An 18,795-nucleotide genomic window follows, 5' to 3' on the forward strand; every position below is an offset into this window, starting at 1 on the left:
CGATAGCAAACTGAAAAACAAGGAGCCCATTGGGCTCCTTTTTTAGTATTGCCCATTGAAACCCAATAAAGCGCCCCAATATACTCCATTATCAATCCCATTCACCAAAACGGAATCGAACTATGACCCTAGAGCGTGAAGCGCATATCGAACTCCCCGTGCTGCCACTGCGAGATGTGGTGGTCTATCCCCATATGGTAATTCCGTTGTTCGTTGGCCGAGAAAAGTCGATTCGTTGTCTCGAAACGGCAATGGCCCAGGATAAACAGATTATTTTAGTGGCGCAGAGAGATGCCGAATTAGATGAACCGACGAAAGATGATATTTTCGATGTTGGTACCGTTGCCTCTATTTTGCAGTTATTGAAATTGCCAGATGGTACGGTAAAAGTGCTCGTTGAAGGTGGTCGTCGTGCTCGTATCACCCATTATACCCAGGAAACAGAATTCTTTGTGGCTAAGGCTGAGTATCTGGAATCAGAACCGCTGGAAGACAAAGAGGAAGAAGTGTTGGTGCGCAGTGCCATTGGTCAGTTTGAAGGTTATATCAAGCTGAACAAAAAGATCCCGCCAGAAGTGTTGACCTCTTTATCGGGTATCGATGAAGCGGCGCGTCTGGCAGATACTATGGCCGCCCATATGCCACTCAAGCTTGAAGATAAGCAATCTGTGCTTGAGATGGTCAATGTCGGTGAGCGTCTGGAATATTTGATGGCGATGATGGAATCGGAGATCGACCTACTGCAGGTTGAGAAACGTATCCGTACCCGCGTTAAAAAGCAGATGGAAAAGAGCCAACGCGAGTATTATCTGAACGAACAGATGAAAGCCATCCAGAAAGAGCTGGGTGACTTAGACGAAGGCCATGACGAATTTGAAGCCTTAAATCGTAAGATTGAAGAGGCCAACATGCCAAGCGAAGCGAAGGAGAAAGCCTTAGCCGAGCTGAACAAACTACGCATGATGTCGCCTATGTCGGCGGAAGCGACTGTGGTGCGCAGTTATGTCGATTGGATGACATCGGTGCCTTGGAGCCAGCGCTCGAAAATCAAACGTGATTTAGCCAAAGCCCAAGAAGTACTTGATACCGATCATTATGGTCTTGAAAAGGTTAAAGAACGTATTCTGGAATATCTGGCAGTTCAGAGCCGAGTGCGTCAACTTAAGGGGCCCATCCTATGTTTAGTTGGCCCTCCAGGTGTGGGTAAAACTTCGCTGGGTCAATCGATTGCCAAAGCAACGGGTCGTAAGTATGTACGTGTTGCCTTAGGCGGCGTGCGTGATGAGGCGGAAATCCGTGGTCATCGCCGTACTTACATTGGCTCTATGCCGGGTAAAGTCATTCAAAAAATGGCTAAAGTGGGCGTGAAAAACCCCTTATTCCTGCTGGATGAAATTGACAAGATGAGTTCGGACATGCGTGGCGATCCCGCTTCTGCTTTATTGGAAGTCCTCGATCCTGAGCAAAATGCGACCTTTAACGACCATTACCTCGAAGTTGATTACGACTTATCCGATGTGATGTTTGTGGCGACCTCGAATTCGATGAATATTCCGGGGCCACTCTTAGACCGTATGGAAGTGATCCGTCTGTCGGGTTATACCGAGGATGAGAAGCTCAATATTGCGAAGCAACATTTGCTCTCCAAGCAAATCGAACGTAATGGCCTTAAAGCCAGTGAAATCCATGTCGATGACAGTGCGATTATTGGCATTATCCGTTACTACACCCGTGAAGCTGGGGTACGTTCGCTCGAGCGTGAATTGTCGAAGATTTGCCGTAAGGTCGTGAAGATGATCCTGCTCGACAAATCTGTCAAGTCAGTCACTGTGACGGCGGAAAACCTCAAGTCTTTCCTTGGCGTGCAGCGCTTCGATTACGGTAAAGCCGAGTCTAATAATCAAATCGGTCAAGTGACTGGTTTGGCGTGGACAGAAGTTGGCGGTGATTTGCTGACAATTGAAGCCACCTCAGTACCCGGTAAAGGCAAGCTGACCTACACAGGATCGCTCGGCGATGTGATGCAAGAGTCGATTCAAGCGGCGATGACTGTGGTGCGTGCCCGCGCTGAGCAATTAGGTATCAACGGCGACTTTTATGAGAAGCGTGATATCCATGTGCATGTGCCAGAAGGTGCAACACCAAAAGATGGTCCATCGGCGGGTGCGGCTATGTGTACCGCTTTAGTATCCAGCTTGACGGGGAACCCAGTGCGTGCCGACGTGGCCATGACAGGTGAAATTACCTTACGCGGTGAAGTGTTACCTATCGGTGGTTTAAAAGAAAAACTGCTGGCAGCACACCGTGGTGGCATAAAACTGGTACTTATTCCAAAGGAAAACGAGCGTGATTTGGAAGAAATTCCTGCCAATGTGATTGCCGACTTAGAAATTCGCCCCGTACGTTGGGTCGATGAAGTGTTAAAACTGGCCCTTGAAAGACCGGTTGAAGGCTTCGAAGTGGTTAAAAACTTGGCATAACGCAAGAAAATGCGCTATCACGCTAAAAAAAATGAAAAAAGGGGCTTAACAAAGCGCAGACCTGTGGTAGCCTAGGTCTGTGGAGAGCCAGCTGCTCCAAGCCCTTGGCGCAACTGGCTTTGAGCTGTATCCAGTTTTATTTCTTTGGTTTTCGAACTCAGCTTGAACTTTGAATTCAAGCTTGTTATAAAAGCCTCCGCAGACCGCTCTAGAGACGGATTTGGTTGCGGCGCAAAAAAATTACATTCAAGGGGATGACATGAACAAATCTGAACTAATCGAGAAAATCGCTTCTGGTGCTGACATTTCTAAAGCCGCTGCTGGCCGTGCACTGGATTCTTTTATCGCTGCTGTGACCGAAGGTCTGAAAGAAGGCGATAAAATTTCTCTTGTTGGTTTTGGTACTTTTGAAGTGCGTGAGCGCGCTGAGCGTACTGGTCGCAACCCACAAACGGGTGAAGAAATCAAAATCGCAGCAGCAAAAATTCCTGCATTTAAAGCAGGTAAAGCACTGAAAGACGCTGTCAATTAATTTTTGATATCGTGGCCTTTGTAAGGCATTCGTAATGATAAGCACTGTTTAATCAGTGCTTTTTACGAATTGAAAGTAATGGATTTTGACGTTTTACATCAACCATTACTCGGGGTTTTAGTGCTTACCCGTGGTAGCGTCTGAATTATCCCCATAAATTACAGAAAGGCGCATCTCAAACCGATGCGCCTTTTTATTTTGTTAATCGCAACAAGCGAGAAATCTGATGTTAGAAAAGATCCGCGACGGTTCGCAAGGCGTGATTGCTAAAGGCATTCTCGTACTTGTGATTTTATCTTTTGCATTTGCAGGTGTCAGTAGCTATTTAGGCTCCAAATCGGACGTCCCTGCCGCAGAAGTCAACGGTGACAAGATCACTAAAGCCGAGTTAGAGCAAGCCTACCAGAGTGAACGCTCTCGTATGGAGCAACAACTGGGTGAAATGTTTGCTGCATTATCTGCCGACGAAAAATACCTAGAAAGCATAAAGCAGAGCGTGTTAGAACGTTTAGTTGCCGACAAACTCATCGACCAAGCCGCACATGCTATGGGCCTGCGAGTGTCTGATGAGCAAATTATTGCTGCTATTAAAACAGAACCCGCTTTTCAAACTGACGGTAAATTTGATAACGAACGTTATCAAGCGATTCTGCGTCAGTTAGGCTACCAACCACAAACCTTTAGAAGCATGATGCGCGTCGATATGACTCGTCGCCAGCTGACTGCCGCCCTAGTGGGGACCGAGTTTGTGTTACCCGGTGAAGCTAAACAATTAGCCGAGCTGCAAGGTCAAACCCGCGACATTCGTTACTTGGTCGTGGATTCTGCGCCATTCCTTGCTAATGCCAGTGTCAGCGATGAGCAAGTGAAAAACTACTACGACGCAAACCAAGGGCAGTTTATGAGCCCTGAAATGGTGAGCCTAGAATATGTTGAACTGAATGCCGCTGATTTCGCGAAGAATAATCCGGTTTCAGACGAAGAAGCACAAGCTTATTACGATGAACACAAGGCACAATATGTGGCGAATGAAAAGCGTCTAGCGGCCCATATACTGGTCACTCCTGGTAGCGATGAAGCAGCAGCAAAAACCAAGGCGGAAGATTTAGCTAAGCAGCTAGACAATGGTGCCGATTTTGCTGACTTAGCTAAAGCTAACTCTGACGATACTTTAAGTGCGGAGCAGGGCGGTAAGTTGGATTGGTTTGAACCCGGAGTGATGGACCCAAGCTTTGATGCTGCGCTATTTGCGTTAAATAAGGGTGAGCATTCAGGCGTAGTTAAAACTGATTTTGGTTTTCACATTATTAAATTACTCGATGTACAAGCGGGTGCAACAGTGCCCTTTGCCGACGTGAAGGCTAAAATTGTGGCCCAGTTGCAGGACAAGAAAGCGGTGGATCAATTCTACAGTTTGCAAAGCAAATTGGCCGATACTAGTTATGAAGTGCCAGATACGCTATCTGAAACGGCTAAAGCTGTGGGCGTAGATATTAAGACGACGCCTCTTTTCTCTCGAGATAACGTTCCAGCTGCGCTAAACAAGCCTGACTTAGTTAAAGCCGCGTTCTCTGAAACTGTTATGCTGAAAGGTTTAAACAGTGAAGTGATTGAGCTTGAACCTAACCACGTGGTGGTGGTTCGTGTGAAAGAGCATCAGGATGCAGGCACTTTGCCATTAGCGACTGTAAAGGCCGATATCACGGACCGTTTGAAACAAGAGCAGGCGAACGATGCCGCACGTGCTAAGGCGCAGGAAATGCTGTCACAGGTTAAAGCCGGTGCTGCCGATATCGCGCTAATCGCTAAAGCTAAATTGGGCCGCGGTGAACAAACCATCGATGCTGCCATAGTGGGCAAAGTATTCCAAATGCCAACACCGAGCACAACTCCTGTTGTCGATACCGTTGGTTTAGCAAACGGTTATGCTGTGGTTGCGCTAGATAAAGTCAACGCGGCAGAAGGCGTGAGTGATGAGCTAGTGAATGCACTTAAGCAACGTTTGAATGCACAATACAGTGAAGCAGATTATCGTGGCTTGATCGATTCACTCAAAGCCAATGCCAAGGTACTTTACCCTGTAGAAGAATGAGTTAAGTGAGGATAGCGCATTGAACTGGTTATCCTACTTGTAAACTTCGATTAAAAGGCCAAGTGATTTCACTTGGCCTTTTTGTTTTTCAACGTGATGAAATGTGTCGATAGCGCATCTCAGTTTGGGCGTTGTAAATAAAAACGCCACTAAAAAGTGGCGTTTAACCTAGTGGTAAGCAGTGACTCGCTATCGCAGTCGATTAGAGCTCGATAACATCAAACTCAACGTATGGGTTAACGTCGGCATCGTAATCAATACCCTCAATACCAAAGCCAAAGAGTTTAATAAATTCAGCTTTATATTCACGGTAATCCGTTAACTCTGACAAGTTTTCTGTGGTCACTTGTGGCCATAAATCACGGCAATGCTGCTGGATCTCTTCACGCAGTTCCCAATCGTCTAAACGCAGGCGATTATCGCTGTCGGTTTCTGGCTTAGCACCATCGGCACGGAATAGGCGCTCGCTGAACATGCGGTAGATTTGCTCCATACAACCTTCGTGGAGTCCTTCTTGGCGCATTTTCTTAAATACCATAGCGATATATAAAGGCATGACTGGAATGGCCGAACTCGCTTGAGTCACAACACTCTTCAGTACCGCAACGTTAGCGCTGCCGCCAGTGGCGGACAGTTGCTCATTTAAGGCTTTCGCTGCGCGATCTAAATCCATCTTGGCCTTGCCAAGGGCACCGTGCCAGTAAATTGGCCAGGTCAGTTCAGTGCCTATGTAACTATAGGCAACCGTTTTGCAGTTATCGACTAATACACCTGCTTCTGATAAGGCTTTGATCCACAGTTCCCAATCTTCACCGCCCATAACCGTGACAGTATCGGCAATTTCTTGCTCGGTTGCGGGCTCTACGGTCGCTTCTATGATGCAGTCTTTATTGGTATCAACCGCAGTCGCAGTGTAGGTTTCACCTATAGGTTTCAGTGCAGAGCGGATAAGCTCACCCGAATCGGGCAGTTTGCGCACTGGGGATGCCAGTGAGTAAACGACCATATCGATTTCGCCGAGATCTTGTTTGATAAGCTCAATCACTTTTTGCTTAGCTTCATGGCTGAAGGCATCGCAGTTAATGCTCTTAGAATACAAGCCTGCGGCTTTGGCGAACTTATCGAAAGCGGCAGAGTTATACCAGCCTGCAGTGCCAGGTTTGGCCTCTGTACCTGGCTTTTCGAAGAACACGCCAATGGTCGCTGCATCGCTACCGAAAGCGGCGGCGATACGTGAAGACAGACCGTAACCGCTTGATGAGCCCACCACTAAAACCTTTTTAGGGCCATTAGCGATTTTGCCCTTGGCTTTGGTTAAGGCGATTTGTTCTTGAACGTTGGCTTCACAGCCAACGGGATGGGTTGTGGTGCAAATAAAACCACGAATTTTGGGTTTGATAATCATGTTTACGCTTCTTCTATCAAAATAGCCAATAGGATAAATATTTCAGCGAGTAAATGGCATCTATTTTTAACCAATTCGCCTGATTATTTAAGTGGTTGGAGCAGTTTAACGCTTGTGGACAAACAGGCTCTGCTCTTGGATCAGCCTCTGGGTGTATTCATGTTGTGGTGAGTTAAATATCTGTTCTGTCGGGGCTTTTTCAACCATAATCCCCTTATGCAATACCATAATTTTATCGCTAACATGGCGAATAATATTGAGATTATGGGAGACGAAAATATAAGACAAGCCGAGATCTTTTTGCAGTTTGAGCAATAAGTTTAGAATTTGCGAGCGTACAGAAAGATCCAATGCGGTTAATGCCTCATCGGCAATAATAATCTTGGGGTTGAGCATGAGAGCCCGCGCCACAGCGACCCGTTGTTTTTGACCTTCGGAGATCATATGCGGATAGAAATCAGCATGTTCCGGCAATAAACCGACTTTCCTTAAGGTGTCTATGACTTGGCTATGGCGCTCTTTAGCCGAAAGCTCAGTGTTAAACCGCAGTGGCTCATCGAGCAGTTGCCCAATAGTGAGTCTGGGGTTGAGCGAAGTATTAGGATCTTGGAAAATCATTCTGATCAAACGGCAGCGCTGTTTGATGTTGCGGCTATCTAAGGCTTCACCTTCAAAGTAAATTTCACCACCGCTGCGCGGTTCTGCACCGACAAGAATTCGTGCAAGGGTACTCTTACCCGAGCCCGCTTCACCGACTATGGCTAAGGTTTCACCACTATTCAGTTCGAAGGACACAGGGGCTAATGCATCGTTATATTGGCGTGAGAAGCCTTTATAACCTGTATCATATCTTTTATAGAGGTCGTTAACTTTAAGCAGTGGGGTCGTCATTTGTTGTTTCGCCGTGGTAAGGGAAATGGCATGCAAAGTAGCGGTTTTTTAGGTGGCTTAAACTTGGCTGGTTTACACATTTCTTTTGTGCCTCGGGGCACCTTGGCCCTAGGCGGCAACCAATGGGAAGATGTTGTAGCGCAGGTGCTGAGCCAGGGAGCGTTGGCATTATAGCCTTGTGCGCTTTGATACCCGAGTAGTCAGGCATGTTATCGAGTAATGCCTTAGTGTAGGGGTGATAGGGAGTGGCAATCAGTTCCTCGGTTGGTCCCGACTCCATCACTTGGCCACTGTAGAGTACTGACAAGTGATCACACCACTGGGCTAAGGTTTCAAGCTCATGGCTGATGATCAAAATTGACACGTTTTGCAGCTGATTGAGTTGGGAAAGTAGGCGAAAAATCTGGGCCTGAGTGCTGAGCTCCATGGAGTTTGTCGGTTCATCGGCAATCAAGAGTCGCGGTTGATTGGCGACGGCCATGGCGATCATCACTTTTTGGCATTCACCCTCGGACAATTCCCAAGCGTAACTCGCCATCACTTTCTTTGGGTCCTTTATACCGACTTTATGTAGCCATTTTTGCGCTGTCAGTTGGGCCTGTTTGCGCCGTTGCCAGAAATAGGCTTTGGGATTTTTTGGCATAGCCTGCATCAACTGACTCCCAACGGTCTGCGCGGGGTCTAGACTGCCTGAGGGATCCTGGAAAATCATCGCCATATCTGAGCCCATCAGGTTACGGCGTTCCTTCGAACTCATCGTCATAAGGTTATTGCCGTCCCACATCATACGGTCGGCGGTTATGGTCCAATTGGGGCCAGGGATCCCAAGAATCGCCCTAGCCAACAAACTTCGTCCAGAGCCTGATTCACCGACTAGGCCATGAATTTCCCCCGCATTAAGTGTTAGGCTGACCTTTTCGAGCGCCCGCACTCTGCCGTGGGGCGTATCGAGTTCAATCGTGAGATTTCGTACGTCGAGTAAAGGCATAAGTTAGTTTCTGATGGGCGCGAGCGCCGACCGTAGGCCATCACCAACCAAGTTAATGGCCAGCACACTAAAAAGAATCGCTAATCCCGGAATAGTTACCGTCCAAGGTGCGGTCAATAAATTATCTATGCCCTGTGCCACCATGGCTCCCCATTCTGGACTCGGAGCCTGTGCACCTAAGCTTAAAAATCCGAGGGCCGCGATATCCAAAATCGCCGCAGAAATGGCTAAGGTCGTCTGAATAATCACCACTTCCCACACGTTTGGCATGATCACATACCAAAAAATTTGCAGCGAGTTGGCACCATCTAAACGTGCCGCGGTAACGTATTCTTTTTGCAATTCCTCATGCACAGATTGATGTATCGAGCGTACAAATTGAGGCGTGAGTGCAATCCCCACTGCCCAAAACACATTTTCAAGCCCCGGCCCCATTACGGCAACCACAAGTATGGCCATCAAAAGTGAGGGGATAGACAGTAGTGCGTCGAGTAAATGACCAAGGATGCTGGACTTTAAGCCACGCATCATTCCTGATAATGAACCGATAATAAATCCTGTCACTAGGGCGGTAATTACGATTAAAAGTGCCATACCGAAGGTTAAATGGGCATCATGTAGTAAACGGCTAAAAATATCGCGGCCGAGATCATCTGTCCCTAAAAAATGAGCCACAGTGCCTGAAGGGTCCCAAGATGGAGGTAATAATAATGCTCTGGGATCTTGAGCTTCGGGTGGGAAAGGCGCAATCATAGGGCCAAACAGGGTTAGCAAAAGCAGGAATGCAATAGTCCACAGACCAGCTAAGGCGAATGGGTTAGCCGAAAAATTTTGCCACACCCGCATCATTGGGGAGGCGATTTGATCTTCTTGATAAATTTTAACTGGCGGCATAAAGGTCTTTTCTGCTCAGTGGATTGAAGACAGTATGCAATACTTCAATCAAGATACTTAGGAAGATGATCAGCAAGGCAACGGCCAAAATGCCGCCTTGGATAACAGTATAATCCCGTTGATAAATTCCCGATACCAGCCAAGACCCCACGCCAGGCCAAGAGAAAATCATTTCGACTACAATGGCATAGCTGGCAAAGGAGCCAAGCATTAAACCAAGGTGTTTAAGCACAGGGATTAAGGCATTGGGCAGGGCATGGCGCAAAATAATAGTGCTGGTGTGCATTCCCCGAGCTTCGGCGGCGCGAATAAAGGTCTGATTCATCACATTCATCATGGCCGAGCGGGTGCTGCGAACGACCACGGTAAAAGGTAAAACGGCTAACGTTGTTGCGGGTAAGACGATATGTAACAGCGCATCTTTAAAGGCTGACATGCTGTATTCAGACTCAGAAAGTAAGATATCAATTAACATAAAGCCTGTGATCGGCTTAATCTCATACAACAAGTTAAGCTGTCCCGAAATAGGTAACCAGCCCAGATCGACCCCAAACCAGAGCGACAGATAAAGTCCCAACCAGAAAACGGGCACTGAATAGCCCGTAAGGGTAATGGCCATAATGGTATTCTGGGTGAGTTTATGCTGGCTTTGAGAGGCTAAAACCCCGAGTGGTACCCCTAAGCCAATGGCAATGATTGCCGCCATAATGGCTAATTCAAACGAGGCGGGAAGGACGGCGCTTAATTCTTCGGCAACACTTTGGTTTGAGGTGACCGATACCCCTAAATTACCACTCAATCTTTGCTGCAAATAAGCAAAGAATTGCCATGCTTGATTGTCATTTAATTTGTAGTCTTGTTCTATTTGCACCAATTGGTTTGCTGTAGGAGCGTGAATACCCGTCAGTGCAAAACTACGTTCAACGGGAAATAATCCTGTGGTGTAAAACAGTACTCCAACCATCACCAGCGATGTCGCAAGAAAGAGATAGAGGCGTCTCAAAAGGTATCTGAACATCAGTGAGCCTCCAGCGGAGCTTGGCTGGTATGGGCAAAGGAGATTCCACCAAAGGGAGTGAGTTGCATGTTTTGGACATTGCTACGAGTTAAGGCAACACGTTTGGCGTGGGCTAAACTCACCATAGGCACTTGGTCGGCTAGAAAGGCCTCGGCCTCTTGGTAAATGGCTTTGCGTTCTGCCTGGGTCGACACTTCTCGCGCCCTATCTAAGATGGCATCAAATTGGCGGTTACACCAGCGAGAGCGGTTGTTGTTCGACTGCATCGCCGAACAGCTGAGTAGTGGGGTAAAGAAATTGTCGGGATCACTGTTATCGGCATTCCAACCAATGAGCACTGAGTCATATTCATCGCGGCTGAGCCTTTGGCTAAATACACTCCAGTCGTAACTCACAATATTGACCTTAACGCCGATATTCGCTAAGTCAGATTGAATTAATTCAGCGGTTTTCAACGCATTAGGGTTATAAGCCCGGGCGACTGGCATGGCCCAAATATCGATACTGAGATTTTTTATCCCCACTTCTTTGAGTAAATCCCGCGCTTTTTGTGGGTTGTAATCGTTCAGTCCTTTATTGTTATCGTAGGCCCAAGAGGCGGGTGGCAGAACGCCTGTTGCCTCAATGGCGGTATTTTGATAGACAGCCCGTAGGATATTTTGCTTATCGACCGCATAGGCGAGGGCGCGGCGTACGCGGACATCATCTAGTGGTGGCTTTTGGGTGTTAAAGGCCCAAAATGCGACGTTGAGTCCCGGTTGAGACTCAATTATTAAGTCATGATGTTGTTTGATCACAGGCAGTTCACCTGCCTTAGGGAGCGCCGACACACTGCAATCCCCCGCGATAAGTTTAGCGAGCCTGACAGTGCTTTTTGGGGTGATATCAAATACCAGCATATCAATTTTTGCCGGCTCGCCCCAAAAATCGGGATTACGGCGATAGCGGATATACTCGTTTTTAGCGTATTGCACTAAGGTAAATGGCCCTGTACCTATGGCAAAGTGATCGACGTTTTCTGGATGACCTAGGGCTAACTGCTGCTGCGCATATTCAGCGGATAAGATCACCGCAAAGTCGGTCGCTAGATTTGACAGAAAAGAGGCGTCCTGGCGGGCTAAATAAAAAATGACTTCATGGTCATTTATCTTTTTTATCTCTTTTACTTGCTTTGCAAAGCCAATGCTTTGGAAAAAGGGATAGCCAGTGCGGGAGACCCAATGGTAAGGATGTTGGGGGTCAATAATGCGATTAAAAGAAAATAACACATCGTCGGCATTAAAAGTGCGAGAGGGAGTAAAACGCGATGAGTATTGAAATTTGACATTTTCCCTGAGGACAAATCGGTAACTTAGGCCATCCTCTGACATTGACCAATGGGTTGCCAGTGCCGGAACGAGTTTGCCTGACTGAGTATCGTAGTCGATTAAGCGACTATAAATTTGATGCGAGGTGGCATCGATTGTCGTGCCAGAGGTCACCAACTGCGGATTAAAAGACTCGGGATTCCCTTCGGAGCAATAGACCAAACCGGAAGGGAGTCGTTGGGGGCCACACGCGACCAACAACCAACTCATGCAGGAAACTGCAGTTGTTAGGCACAGGCGTCTAATTAGCACACTCATTTATAAATCATTATTTTATCGACTATGAAAGGCTATTTTAGCAGTGCATCTCCCCCGTGGGCAATCTGCTTATGCTTTATCGAGTAAATTGTACTTTTTCAGGATGCCACGCAGCTGGTGATAGCTTAATCCTAGAAGCTCCGCCGTCTTCTTCTGATTATACTGGCTGTTTGAGAGTGCCTGCTGAAGCAGGTCCATCTCGTACTTCTCCGTTTGCTCTTTGAAATCCAGCGGGAAATTAAAAGTATTCATAGCTGAATCATTGTTGGCAACCGCTGCCGATTCAAGTGCCGGCATAACTTGGGGCGTTCTGGCCACAGTCGTTGGCGCTACAGGGGGGAGTTGACGCTCGCGGGTTTTGACTCGCGTTTGAGGCCGATAGGGTGACGCAAAGGGGTCGAGGGTAATATGATCTATGGGGCGATTTTCACCGCCATTGCGATAGACGCTGCGCTCGACCACGTTTTTAAGTTCGCGGATATTCCCCGGCCAGTCGTGGGTCATTAATTGCTCGACCGCATGGGCGCTGAAACCGCTGAATAATTGCAGCTTTAATTGGCGCGCCATGCCAACGGCAAAGTATTCCGCCAGCGTCATGATGTCTTCTGGGCGACAACGTAGCGGTGGCAGCGTAATCACATCGAAGGCGAGTCTGTCTAATAAGTCGGCACGAAATTCGCCTGCTTCGGCAAGGGCTGGTAGATCTTCATTGGCGGCACAGATTAAACGGACATCGGCCTGCACGGTTTTACTGCCGCCGACCCGCTCAAATTCGCCATATTCAATGACGCGCAGGAGCTTTTCTTGGATAAGTCCGGAGGTATTGGCTAATTCGTCGAGGAATAAGGTGCCGCCGTCGGCGCGCTCAAAGCGACCTTCATGTTTGCCTTTGGCGCCGGTAAAGGCGCCAGACTCATGGCCAAACAATTCACTCTCGAGTAAATTTTCACTCAAAGATGAACAGTTTAGCTTAATAAAACTTTGATCCCAGCGCTTAGACAGATAATGTAAGCGTTCGGCAATCAGCTCTTTACCTGTGCCACGTTCACCAATAATCAGTACGGGTTTAGACAGGGGCGCAATTTGCGACACATGTTCTAACACTTCGAGTAGGGCGTTAGATTGACCGATAAGGTTGTCTTGTTGAAATTTATTATCCACGATATTTTTTAGTCTTTCGCGCTAAAAATTGGTGAAAATGATAATAAGTGGCTTGGAGCGTAAAAGGAAGTAAAAGTTAATTTTTTGTTTAACTTGCTGTATTTTAATAATAATTAAAAGTTGGCACGGTTAGTGTATTACCTTATACGAGACCAACATCAATTTGAGGATAGGATTATGGGAATTTTCTCTCGTTTCGCCGATATCATTAACTCTAATATCAGCGCATTGCTGGATAAAGCCGAAGACCCAGAAAAAATGGTTCGACTGATTATCCAAGAAATGGAAGACACACTCGTTGAAGTGCGTTCGACCTCAGCTAAAGTGTTAGCTGAAAAGAAAGAGCTGCAACGTCGTATCAATCGCGTGTTAGAGCAAGTGCAAGATTGGCAAGATAAGGCTGAACTGGCACTGTCGAAAGACCGTGAAGACTTAGCGAAAGCCGCTTTAGTTGAAAAGCAAAAAGCGACTGGTTTAGCAGACACGCTGAATCAAGAGTTAACTGTTATTGATGAGCACATTGCACGCTTGAAAGATGAAGTGAGCATGCTGCAGGAAAAGCTGCTCGACGCTAAAGCACGCCAAAAGACCATTATTCTGCGCACTCAAACCGCGTCATCGCGCTTAGAAGTGAAAAAGCAGTTAGATTCAAGCAAAATCGACAACGCTATGCTCAAGTTTGAACAATATGAGCGCCGTGTCGAAGGCTTAGAAGCCCAAGTTGAATCCTACGATCTTGGCGGCAAAAAGACCTTAGCCGATGAGTTTGCGGCGCTGGAAGCGGAAGACTCTGTGAATGCAGAACTGGCAGCGCTCAAAGCCAAGGTAAAAGCTAAAGCGCCAACTAAGTCAAAAGAATAACAATTCAGAGGTGAGTTATGGATATGGACGTACTGATGGCGCCGATTATTATTTTCATGGTGATAGTCGCGCCAATATGGTTAGTTCTTCATTATCGCAGTAAGCGACAAGTGAGCCAGGGACTCACTGAGGAAGAGTTTTCACAACTCAATGATTTGATTGCCAAAGCCGATAAAATGGCGGCACGTATCGAGACCTTAGAGGCCATTCTGGATACAGAATCGCCCGAATGGAGGGGGAAACATGAGAGGATCTAATGGCCGTACTTTGTACCGCATTCCCCAGTCAGGCAAAATAGCGGGTGTATGCGCAGGGATTGCCGAGTACTTTGCGATTGAAACTTGGTTAGTGCGAGTACTGGCTGTGTCTATCTTCTTACTCGGCGGCTCAGGTGTGGTATTTATCATCTATGTCGCCTTGTGGGTGATTTTAGACATCAAACCACAAAAGTCGTACGATAGGGACGATATAGAGGTGAAGAAGAAGCCGTGGCAGTCGGGAGAACCCGCCAAGCAAGCGCTGAGCGACGTGAGTCGTCAATTTCGAAGTCTGGAAGTCAGGCTACAAAATTTAGAACGTCACGTCACCTCTGACAACTTTGATTTAAAAAGACAAATCAATAGTTTGTAACCCTTCTAAAGGGCGGCCATGTCCGCCCTTGTTGCTTAATCTCTTGTCCATTCCAGTGTATAGTCAAGATCACTTAACATAAGTTAACATCATTCGACATAAGGGAAGTCTCTATGGGAATGCTTGATGCCTCGCTCCATAAAATAACCCAAAAGGGCCAATCCCTGTTACATCGCACTGCGGACCGGCATTTACGTTTGGCGGTGACTGGGCTTTCTGGTGCGGGAAAAACCGCGTTTATTACCGGGTTAGTCAATCAGTTACTCAATTCTGGCCCCGTCTCAACCTTACCCCATGCCCGCAACAACAGCGCTTTGCCATTGTGGCAGGTGAGCCGCGATCAGCGTCTGCTCGGAGTTAAGCGTGCCATGCAGCCGGATCTGGAAATCGCCAGTTTTGATTATCAAGGCGCCATGTTAGCGCTCACTTCCAATCCTGCGACTTGGCCAGCTTCCACTCGCACGATTTCTGAATTACGCTTGGCGATAAAATACCAGCCGCAAAAGGGCTTACTGGCCAAGTTTTCTGATACCGCCACACTGTATTTGGACATAGTCGATTATCCCGGCGAATGGTTACTCGATTTACCTATGCTGCGCCAAGACTTCGTCACTTGGTGCCGTGCTCAACAAGTTCGCATCGAGAATCTTAAAAGCTCATCCTTGTATGCTGAGTTTGAACAATCTTTGATGTCATTGGATTTAGCCGCCAGCGCCGATGAGCAGCAATTAAAGCTGATTGCCGATCAATATCAGTCATTACTCAACGATTTAGTGCACGTGCAAGGTTATTACCAAGCGCAGCCCGGACGCATGTTATTGCCGGGCGAATGGCAGGGCGCTCCCTTATTGGCTTTTTTCCCCCTATTATTGGTTAATGATGAAAAGTTCGCTGAGTTTTCGCAAAGCGATAAACACAGTGGATTCCATGTACTGGAAAAACGTTATCAAGAATATGTCACTAAGGTGGTTAAGCCTTTCTATAAAAACCACTTTGCCGGTTTTGATCGGCAACTCGTGCTAGTAGACTGTTTTAGTGCGTTGAATCGCGGTAAAAAGCAATTTGAGGATATGGGCGCGGCGCTCAATGCCATTATGGAAAGCTTTCAGTTTGGCCAATCGAGTTATTTACGGCGTTTATTTGCCCCCCGCATCGACCGTTTATTGTTTGCTGCGAGCAAGGTTGACCATGTGACCCGCGATCAGCAGAGCCATGTTTTATCCCTGTTGACCGATATGTTGAAACACAGCCAGCATTTTGCCAGTTTCGATGGTTGTAAAGTGGAGACGATGGCGATTAGCGCCATCAAAGCGACTCGCCATGGCATGGTAACAACCCAAGAGGGTGAGGTGGAAGTCGTGCAGGGAACGGGACTCAATGGCAAAGCCCTGACCTTGTTTCCAGGCGAAGTACCCACTCGCTTACCTGAACCCGATTTTTGGCGTGACCAAGGGTTTAACTTTATCGGCTTTGCACCGCCGAGCAATGTCAATGCTGACCCATCTCAAGTGCACTTTGACCATATTCGTCTCGATCATCTGTTGCAGTATTTACTGGGAGATAAGTTGGAATGACGCTAAAGCTATCGGATAAGCCAAATGAGCAGGCCCCTAATTCTTCTGCGAACTCATTTAAACGCTCGGCTGAACAATCAGCTGAACAATCCATTGAACAACAGGCAGTTAAACAAAAGCCGCTGAAAAAGCAGCAGCTGTTTGACCCACAAGTCGTACAGCTCAAACCCAGCAAAGAGGAACTCAAAGGGGCGAAAGCCTTTGATCCGCATACGCCTGTGCAACAAGTGGCTGCCGATATTGAGGAATTAATGGATGAGACGCTGTCTGCCCATCCAGAAATGATCGATGCTAAATCGGTATCGCCTCAGTTCGTCAAGTCACGCCCTTGGTCTTGGCTCGCTCGTCTGGCGGTAGCGAGTTTATTGCTGCTCGTGGTGGTTCAAACAGGATTAGGATTGAGGGATGCTTGGCTTGAGAGCCCTTGGTTGTTCAGTTTTTATGGTGTGGTGCTTGGGGTTGTCAGTGCGTGGGCATTGGCGGGCGCAGTCAGTGAATACTGTAAACTCAAGCGGCTTAAACAGGTCGCCGATACCCAAGAAACGGGCGCTAGGCTGGCGCAGAGCATGCAAATGGGTGAGGCAGATAGCTTTATTGATAACATAGTGTGCCACTATGGCGACAGCCAAGGTTTGCAGCAACTTCGCCGCTCATTAAAAGATGAGCATAACGATGCCGAGAAAGTCTTGTTATTCGAGGACTTAGTGTTGACGGAGCGGGATGAGCTAGCAAAGAAAGTGGTGCGACGCTATGCGGCAGAGTCGGCAGTGCTACTGGCGGCCAGTCCGTTAGCCGTGCTCGATATGGCTATCATCCTATGGCGTAATCAACGTATGCTGCGTGATGTCGCCCGCTGCTATGGCATTGAGTTAGGTTACTGGAGCCGGATTAAACTTATCCGCAGTATCATCATCAATATTATTTATGCGGGCACCAGTGAATTAGTTACCGATTTAGGGACACAGCTGTTATCGGTTGAAATGACAGGTAAATTGTCAGCTCGCTTGGCCCAAGGCTTAGGCGGCGGTATGTTAACTGCGCGCCTTGGATATCAAGCCATGGCGCTGTGTCGGCCGATTGTGTTTAGGGAAGAGCAAAGGCCTAAATTGTCTAAAGTGCATCAAGAATTGTTGATCGAGCTGAAGCAGTTTTCAGGCAAGCTGTTTACTAAGGAAGGTCGCGATGCATTAAAAGGCCAGTTCGTCGATGTTGATGACAAGGTCTCTCGTTCAGCTAAAGATAAATCTAGAGAGTAAATGCTATTTAATATCAAATGATTGACTGATTAAAGTCGTCAAAGTAGATGCGCTAATGGACTGGTTCCTTAGCGCATTTTTCATGAATTTTTTGCAGGTAGCGAGTATGACAAAGTGCGACTGAAAAGTGTTATGTAACAAGTTAATTACACTTTGTGCACTGCTATTTTCGCCATGCTACTGGCTTAAGTGCTTGGCCGCGTTATGGTAGAGCTTATTCGATAGGGCTAATGTTTCTTATCTATAACACGGGCATTGAGCATCCCAAACGAACAATCAATTAAGAACGGGAACCGCTCAATGCCAATTACAAGGAGCTAGGTATGCAAGATGAGTCAGGCAAGATGTGGAAAGCGGCAACACAGGTTATTCATGGCGGCCACGAACGGGAGGCATTTGGCGCCTTAGTGACGCCGCTTTATCAGAGTGCGACTTTTGTGTTTGAGTCTGCACAGCAAGGTGGTGAGCGATTTGCGGGTAATGAGCCGGGGTATATTTACACGCGCTTAGGTAATCCGACAACCGCCGAGCTTGAACGTAAAATGGCGATTTTAGAAGGTGCAGAGGCTGCCGCCGCAACGGCATCTGGTATGGGCGCGGTATCCGCCGCATTATTGGCTAACCTGCAAATGGGCGATCACTTAGTGGCGTCTAATGCCGTATACGGCTGTACTTTTGCCTTAATGACGACGCAGTTTGCTCGCTTTGGTATTGAAGTATCCCTAGTGGATTTTTCATCTCTGGCAGACATTGAAGCGGCAATTAAAGCCAATACTAAGGTCATTTTCTGTGAAACCCCAGTCAATCCCCATTTGCAGGTGTTTGATTTAGCGGCAATTGCGAATATTGCCAAACGTCATCAGCTAGTGAGTATTGTCGACAATACCTTTATGACCCCATTACTGCAGCGGCCGCTGGATTTTGGTATCGATTTAGTGATCCACAGTGCGACTAAATACCTGAATGGTCATGGTGATGTGATTGCGGGGATAGTGTGTGGCAGTGAAGCACAACTCCATAAAGTGAAGTATGAAATCTTAAAAGACATTGGTGCTGTGATATCGCCCCACGATGCTTGGCTGATCTTGCGCGGCCTTAAAACCTTAGATGTGCGTTTGCAGCGCCATTGCGATAGTGCCCAGCGCGTGGCCGAGTTTTTGGCCGAACATCCCAGTATTAACCGGGTGTATTATCCTGGGCTTAAATCTCATCAAGGACATAAATTCATTGGTAAGCAGATGAAACGTGCCGGAGGGGTGATCGCGTTTGAACTGGCGGCAAATTTAGAAGAAGCTATGGCCTTTGTGGGGCATTTAAGCTTGTTCTCTATTGCGGTGAGCTTAGGCGATGCTGAATCCCTGATCCAACATCCAGCGTCGATGACGCAC

Annotated in this window: 16 protein-coding genes; 9 read left to right on the forward strand and 7 right to left on the reverse strand. The window is 47.4% G+C overall.

Translation table 11 applies throughout. The annotated features are described in order from the left end of the window. Positions 1-122: 122 nt before the first annotated feature. The 3 genes from lon to COW15_RS13470 all read left to right on the forward strand — a co-directional run bounded on the left by lon (position 123) and on the right by COW15_RS13470 (position 5,104). On the forward strand, positions 123-2,480 hold the full coding sequence (gene lon, locus COW15_RS13460) for an endopeptidase La (RefSeq protein WP_293633036.1): 2,358 nt from the start codon (positions 123-125) through the stop codon (positions 2,478-2,480). Between the two features lie 259 nt (positions 2,481-2,739). Beyond that, a complete protein-coding gene (hupB, locus tag COW15_RS13465) occupies positions 2,740-3,012 on the forward strand; it encodes a nucleoid-associated protein HU-beta (protein ID WP_006081127.1) in 273 nt (90 codons plus the stop codon). 226 nt (positions 3,013-3,238) lie between these two features. Beyond that, positions 3,239-5,104, forward strand: coding sequence for a SurA N-terminal domain-containing protein (locus COW15_RS13470; protein ID WP_293633037.1), 1,866 nt, complete (start codon positions 3,239-3,241; stop codon positions 5,102-5,104). A gap of 202 nt (positions 5,105-5,306) precedes the next feature. On the opposite strand, the gene fabV is transcribed toward COW15_RS13470, so the two are convergent. The 7 genes from fabV to pspF form a co-directional block, all read right to left on the reverse strand. Further along, positions 5,307-6,509, reverse strand: a complete 1,203-nt coding sequence (gene fabV / locus COW15_RS13475) for an enoyl-ACP reductase FabV (RefSeq protein WP_293633038.1) — start codon at positions 6,507-6,509, stop codon at positions 5,307-5,309. Between the two features lie 105 nt (positions 6,510-6,614). Beyond that, on the reverse strand, positions 6,615-7,400 hold the full coding sequence (locus COW15_RS13480; protein ID WP_293633039.1) for an ATP-binding cassette domain-containing protein: 786 nt from the start codon (positions 7,398-7,400) through the stop codon (positions 6,615-6,617). Continuing rightward, positions 7,381-8,388: an oligopeptide/dipeptide ABC transporter ATP-binding protein gene (locus COW15_RS13485; protein WP_293633040.1), complete on the reverse strand. Its 1,008-nt coding sequence runs from the start codon at positions 8,386-8,388 to the stop codon at positions 7,381-7,383. The genes COW15_RS13480 and COW15_RS13485 overlap by 20 nt, the downstream gene beginning before the upstream one ends. 3 nt (positions 8,389-8,391) lie before the next feature. Next, positions 8,392-9,282 (reverse strand): ABC transporter permease subunit, encoded by an 891-nt coding sequence (locus COW15_RS13490; protein WP_293633041.1) that lies wholly within the window; start codon positions 9,280-9,282, stop codon positions 8,392-8,394. After that, complete coding sequence (locus tag COW15_RS13495; protein WP_293633042.1) at positions 9,269-10,300, reverse strand: ABC transporter permease subunit; 1,032 nt, start codon at positions 10,298-10,300, stop codon at positions 9,269-9,271. The genes COW15_RS13490 and COW15_RS13495 overlap by 14 nt, the downstream gene beginning before the upstream one ends. Beyond that, positions 10,300-11,925, reverse strand: a complete 1,626-nt coding sequence (locus COW15_RS13500; RefSeq protein ID WP_293633043.1) for an ABC transporter substrate-binding protein — start codon at positions 11,923-11,925, stop codon at positions 10,300-10,302. The genes COW15_RS13495 and COW15_RS13500 overlap by 1 nt, the downstream gene beginning before the upstream one ends. Before the next feature lie 69 nt (positions 11,926-11,994). After that, positions 11,995-13,086, reverse strand: a complete 1,092-nt coding sequence (gene pspF, locus COW15_RS13505) for a phage shock protein operon transcriptional activator (protein WP_293633044.1) — start codon at positions 13,084-13,086, stop codon at positions 11,995-11,997. Between the two features lie 177 nt (positions 13,087-13,263). On the opposite strand from pspF, the gene pspA reads away from it, so the two are divergent. From pspA to COW15_RS13535, 6 genes are all read left to right on the forward strand, one after another. After that, positions 13,264-13,947 carry a phage shock protein PspA gene (gene pspA, locus COW15_RS13510; protein WP_198783002.1) on the forward strand — a complete coding sequence of 228 codons (684 nt, stop codon included), beginning with the start codon at positions 13,264-13,266 and terminating at the stop codon, positions 13,945-13,947. A gap of 17 nt (positions 13,948-13,964) precedes the next feature. Next, the gene (gene pspB / locus COW15_RS13515) at positions 13,965-14,204 is read left to right on the forward strand and encodes an envelope stress response membrane protein PspB (protein WP_253988336.1); all 240 of its coding nucleotides are present in this window, start codon (positions 13,965-13,967) and stop codon (positions 14,202-14,204) included. After that, entirely contained in the window at positions 14,191-14,577 is a 387-nt protein-coding gene (pspC, locus tag COW15_RS13520; protein WP_063883141.1) for an envelope stress response membrane protein PspC, read from the forward strand. Before pspB ends, pspC begins: the two co-directional genes overlap by 14 nt. A gap of 113 nt (positions 14,578-14,690) precedes the next feature. Beyond that, positions 14,691-16,151: a YcjX family protein gene (locus tag COW15_RS13525; protein WP_293633045.1), complete on the forward strand. Its 1,461-nt coding sequence runs from the start codon at positions 14,691-14,693 to the stop codon at positions 16,149-16,151. After that, entirely contained in the window at positions 16,148-17,407 is a 1,260-nt protein-coding gene (locus tag COW15_RS13530) for a YcjF family protein (protein WP_293633046.1), read from the forward strand. Before COW15_RS13525 ends, COW15_RS13530 begins: the two co-directional genes overlap by 4 nt. Before the next feature lie 323 nt (positions 17,408-17,730). Then, the coding region (locus tag COW15_RS13535; protein ID WP_293633047.1) for a PLP-dependent aspartate aminotransferase family protein at positions 17,731-18,795 on the forward strand (1,065 nt) is incomplete at its 3' end.

Source organism: Shewanella sp. CG12_big_fil_rev_8_21_14_0_65_47_15, assembly GCF_002783505.1.
In the GTDB taxonomy this organism is placed as follows: domain Bacteria; phylum Pseudomonadota; class Gammaproteobacteria; order Enterobacterales; family Shewanellaceae; genus Shewanella.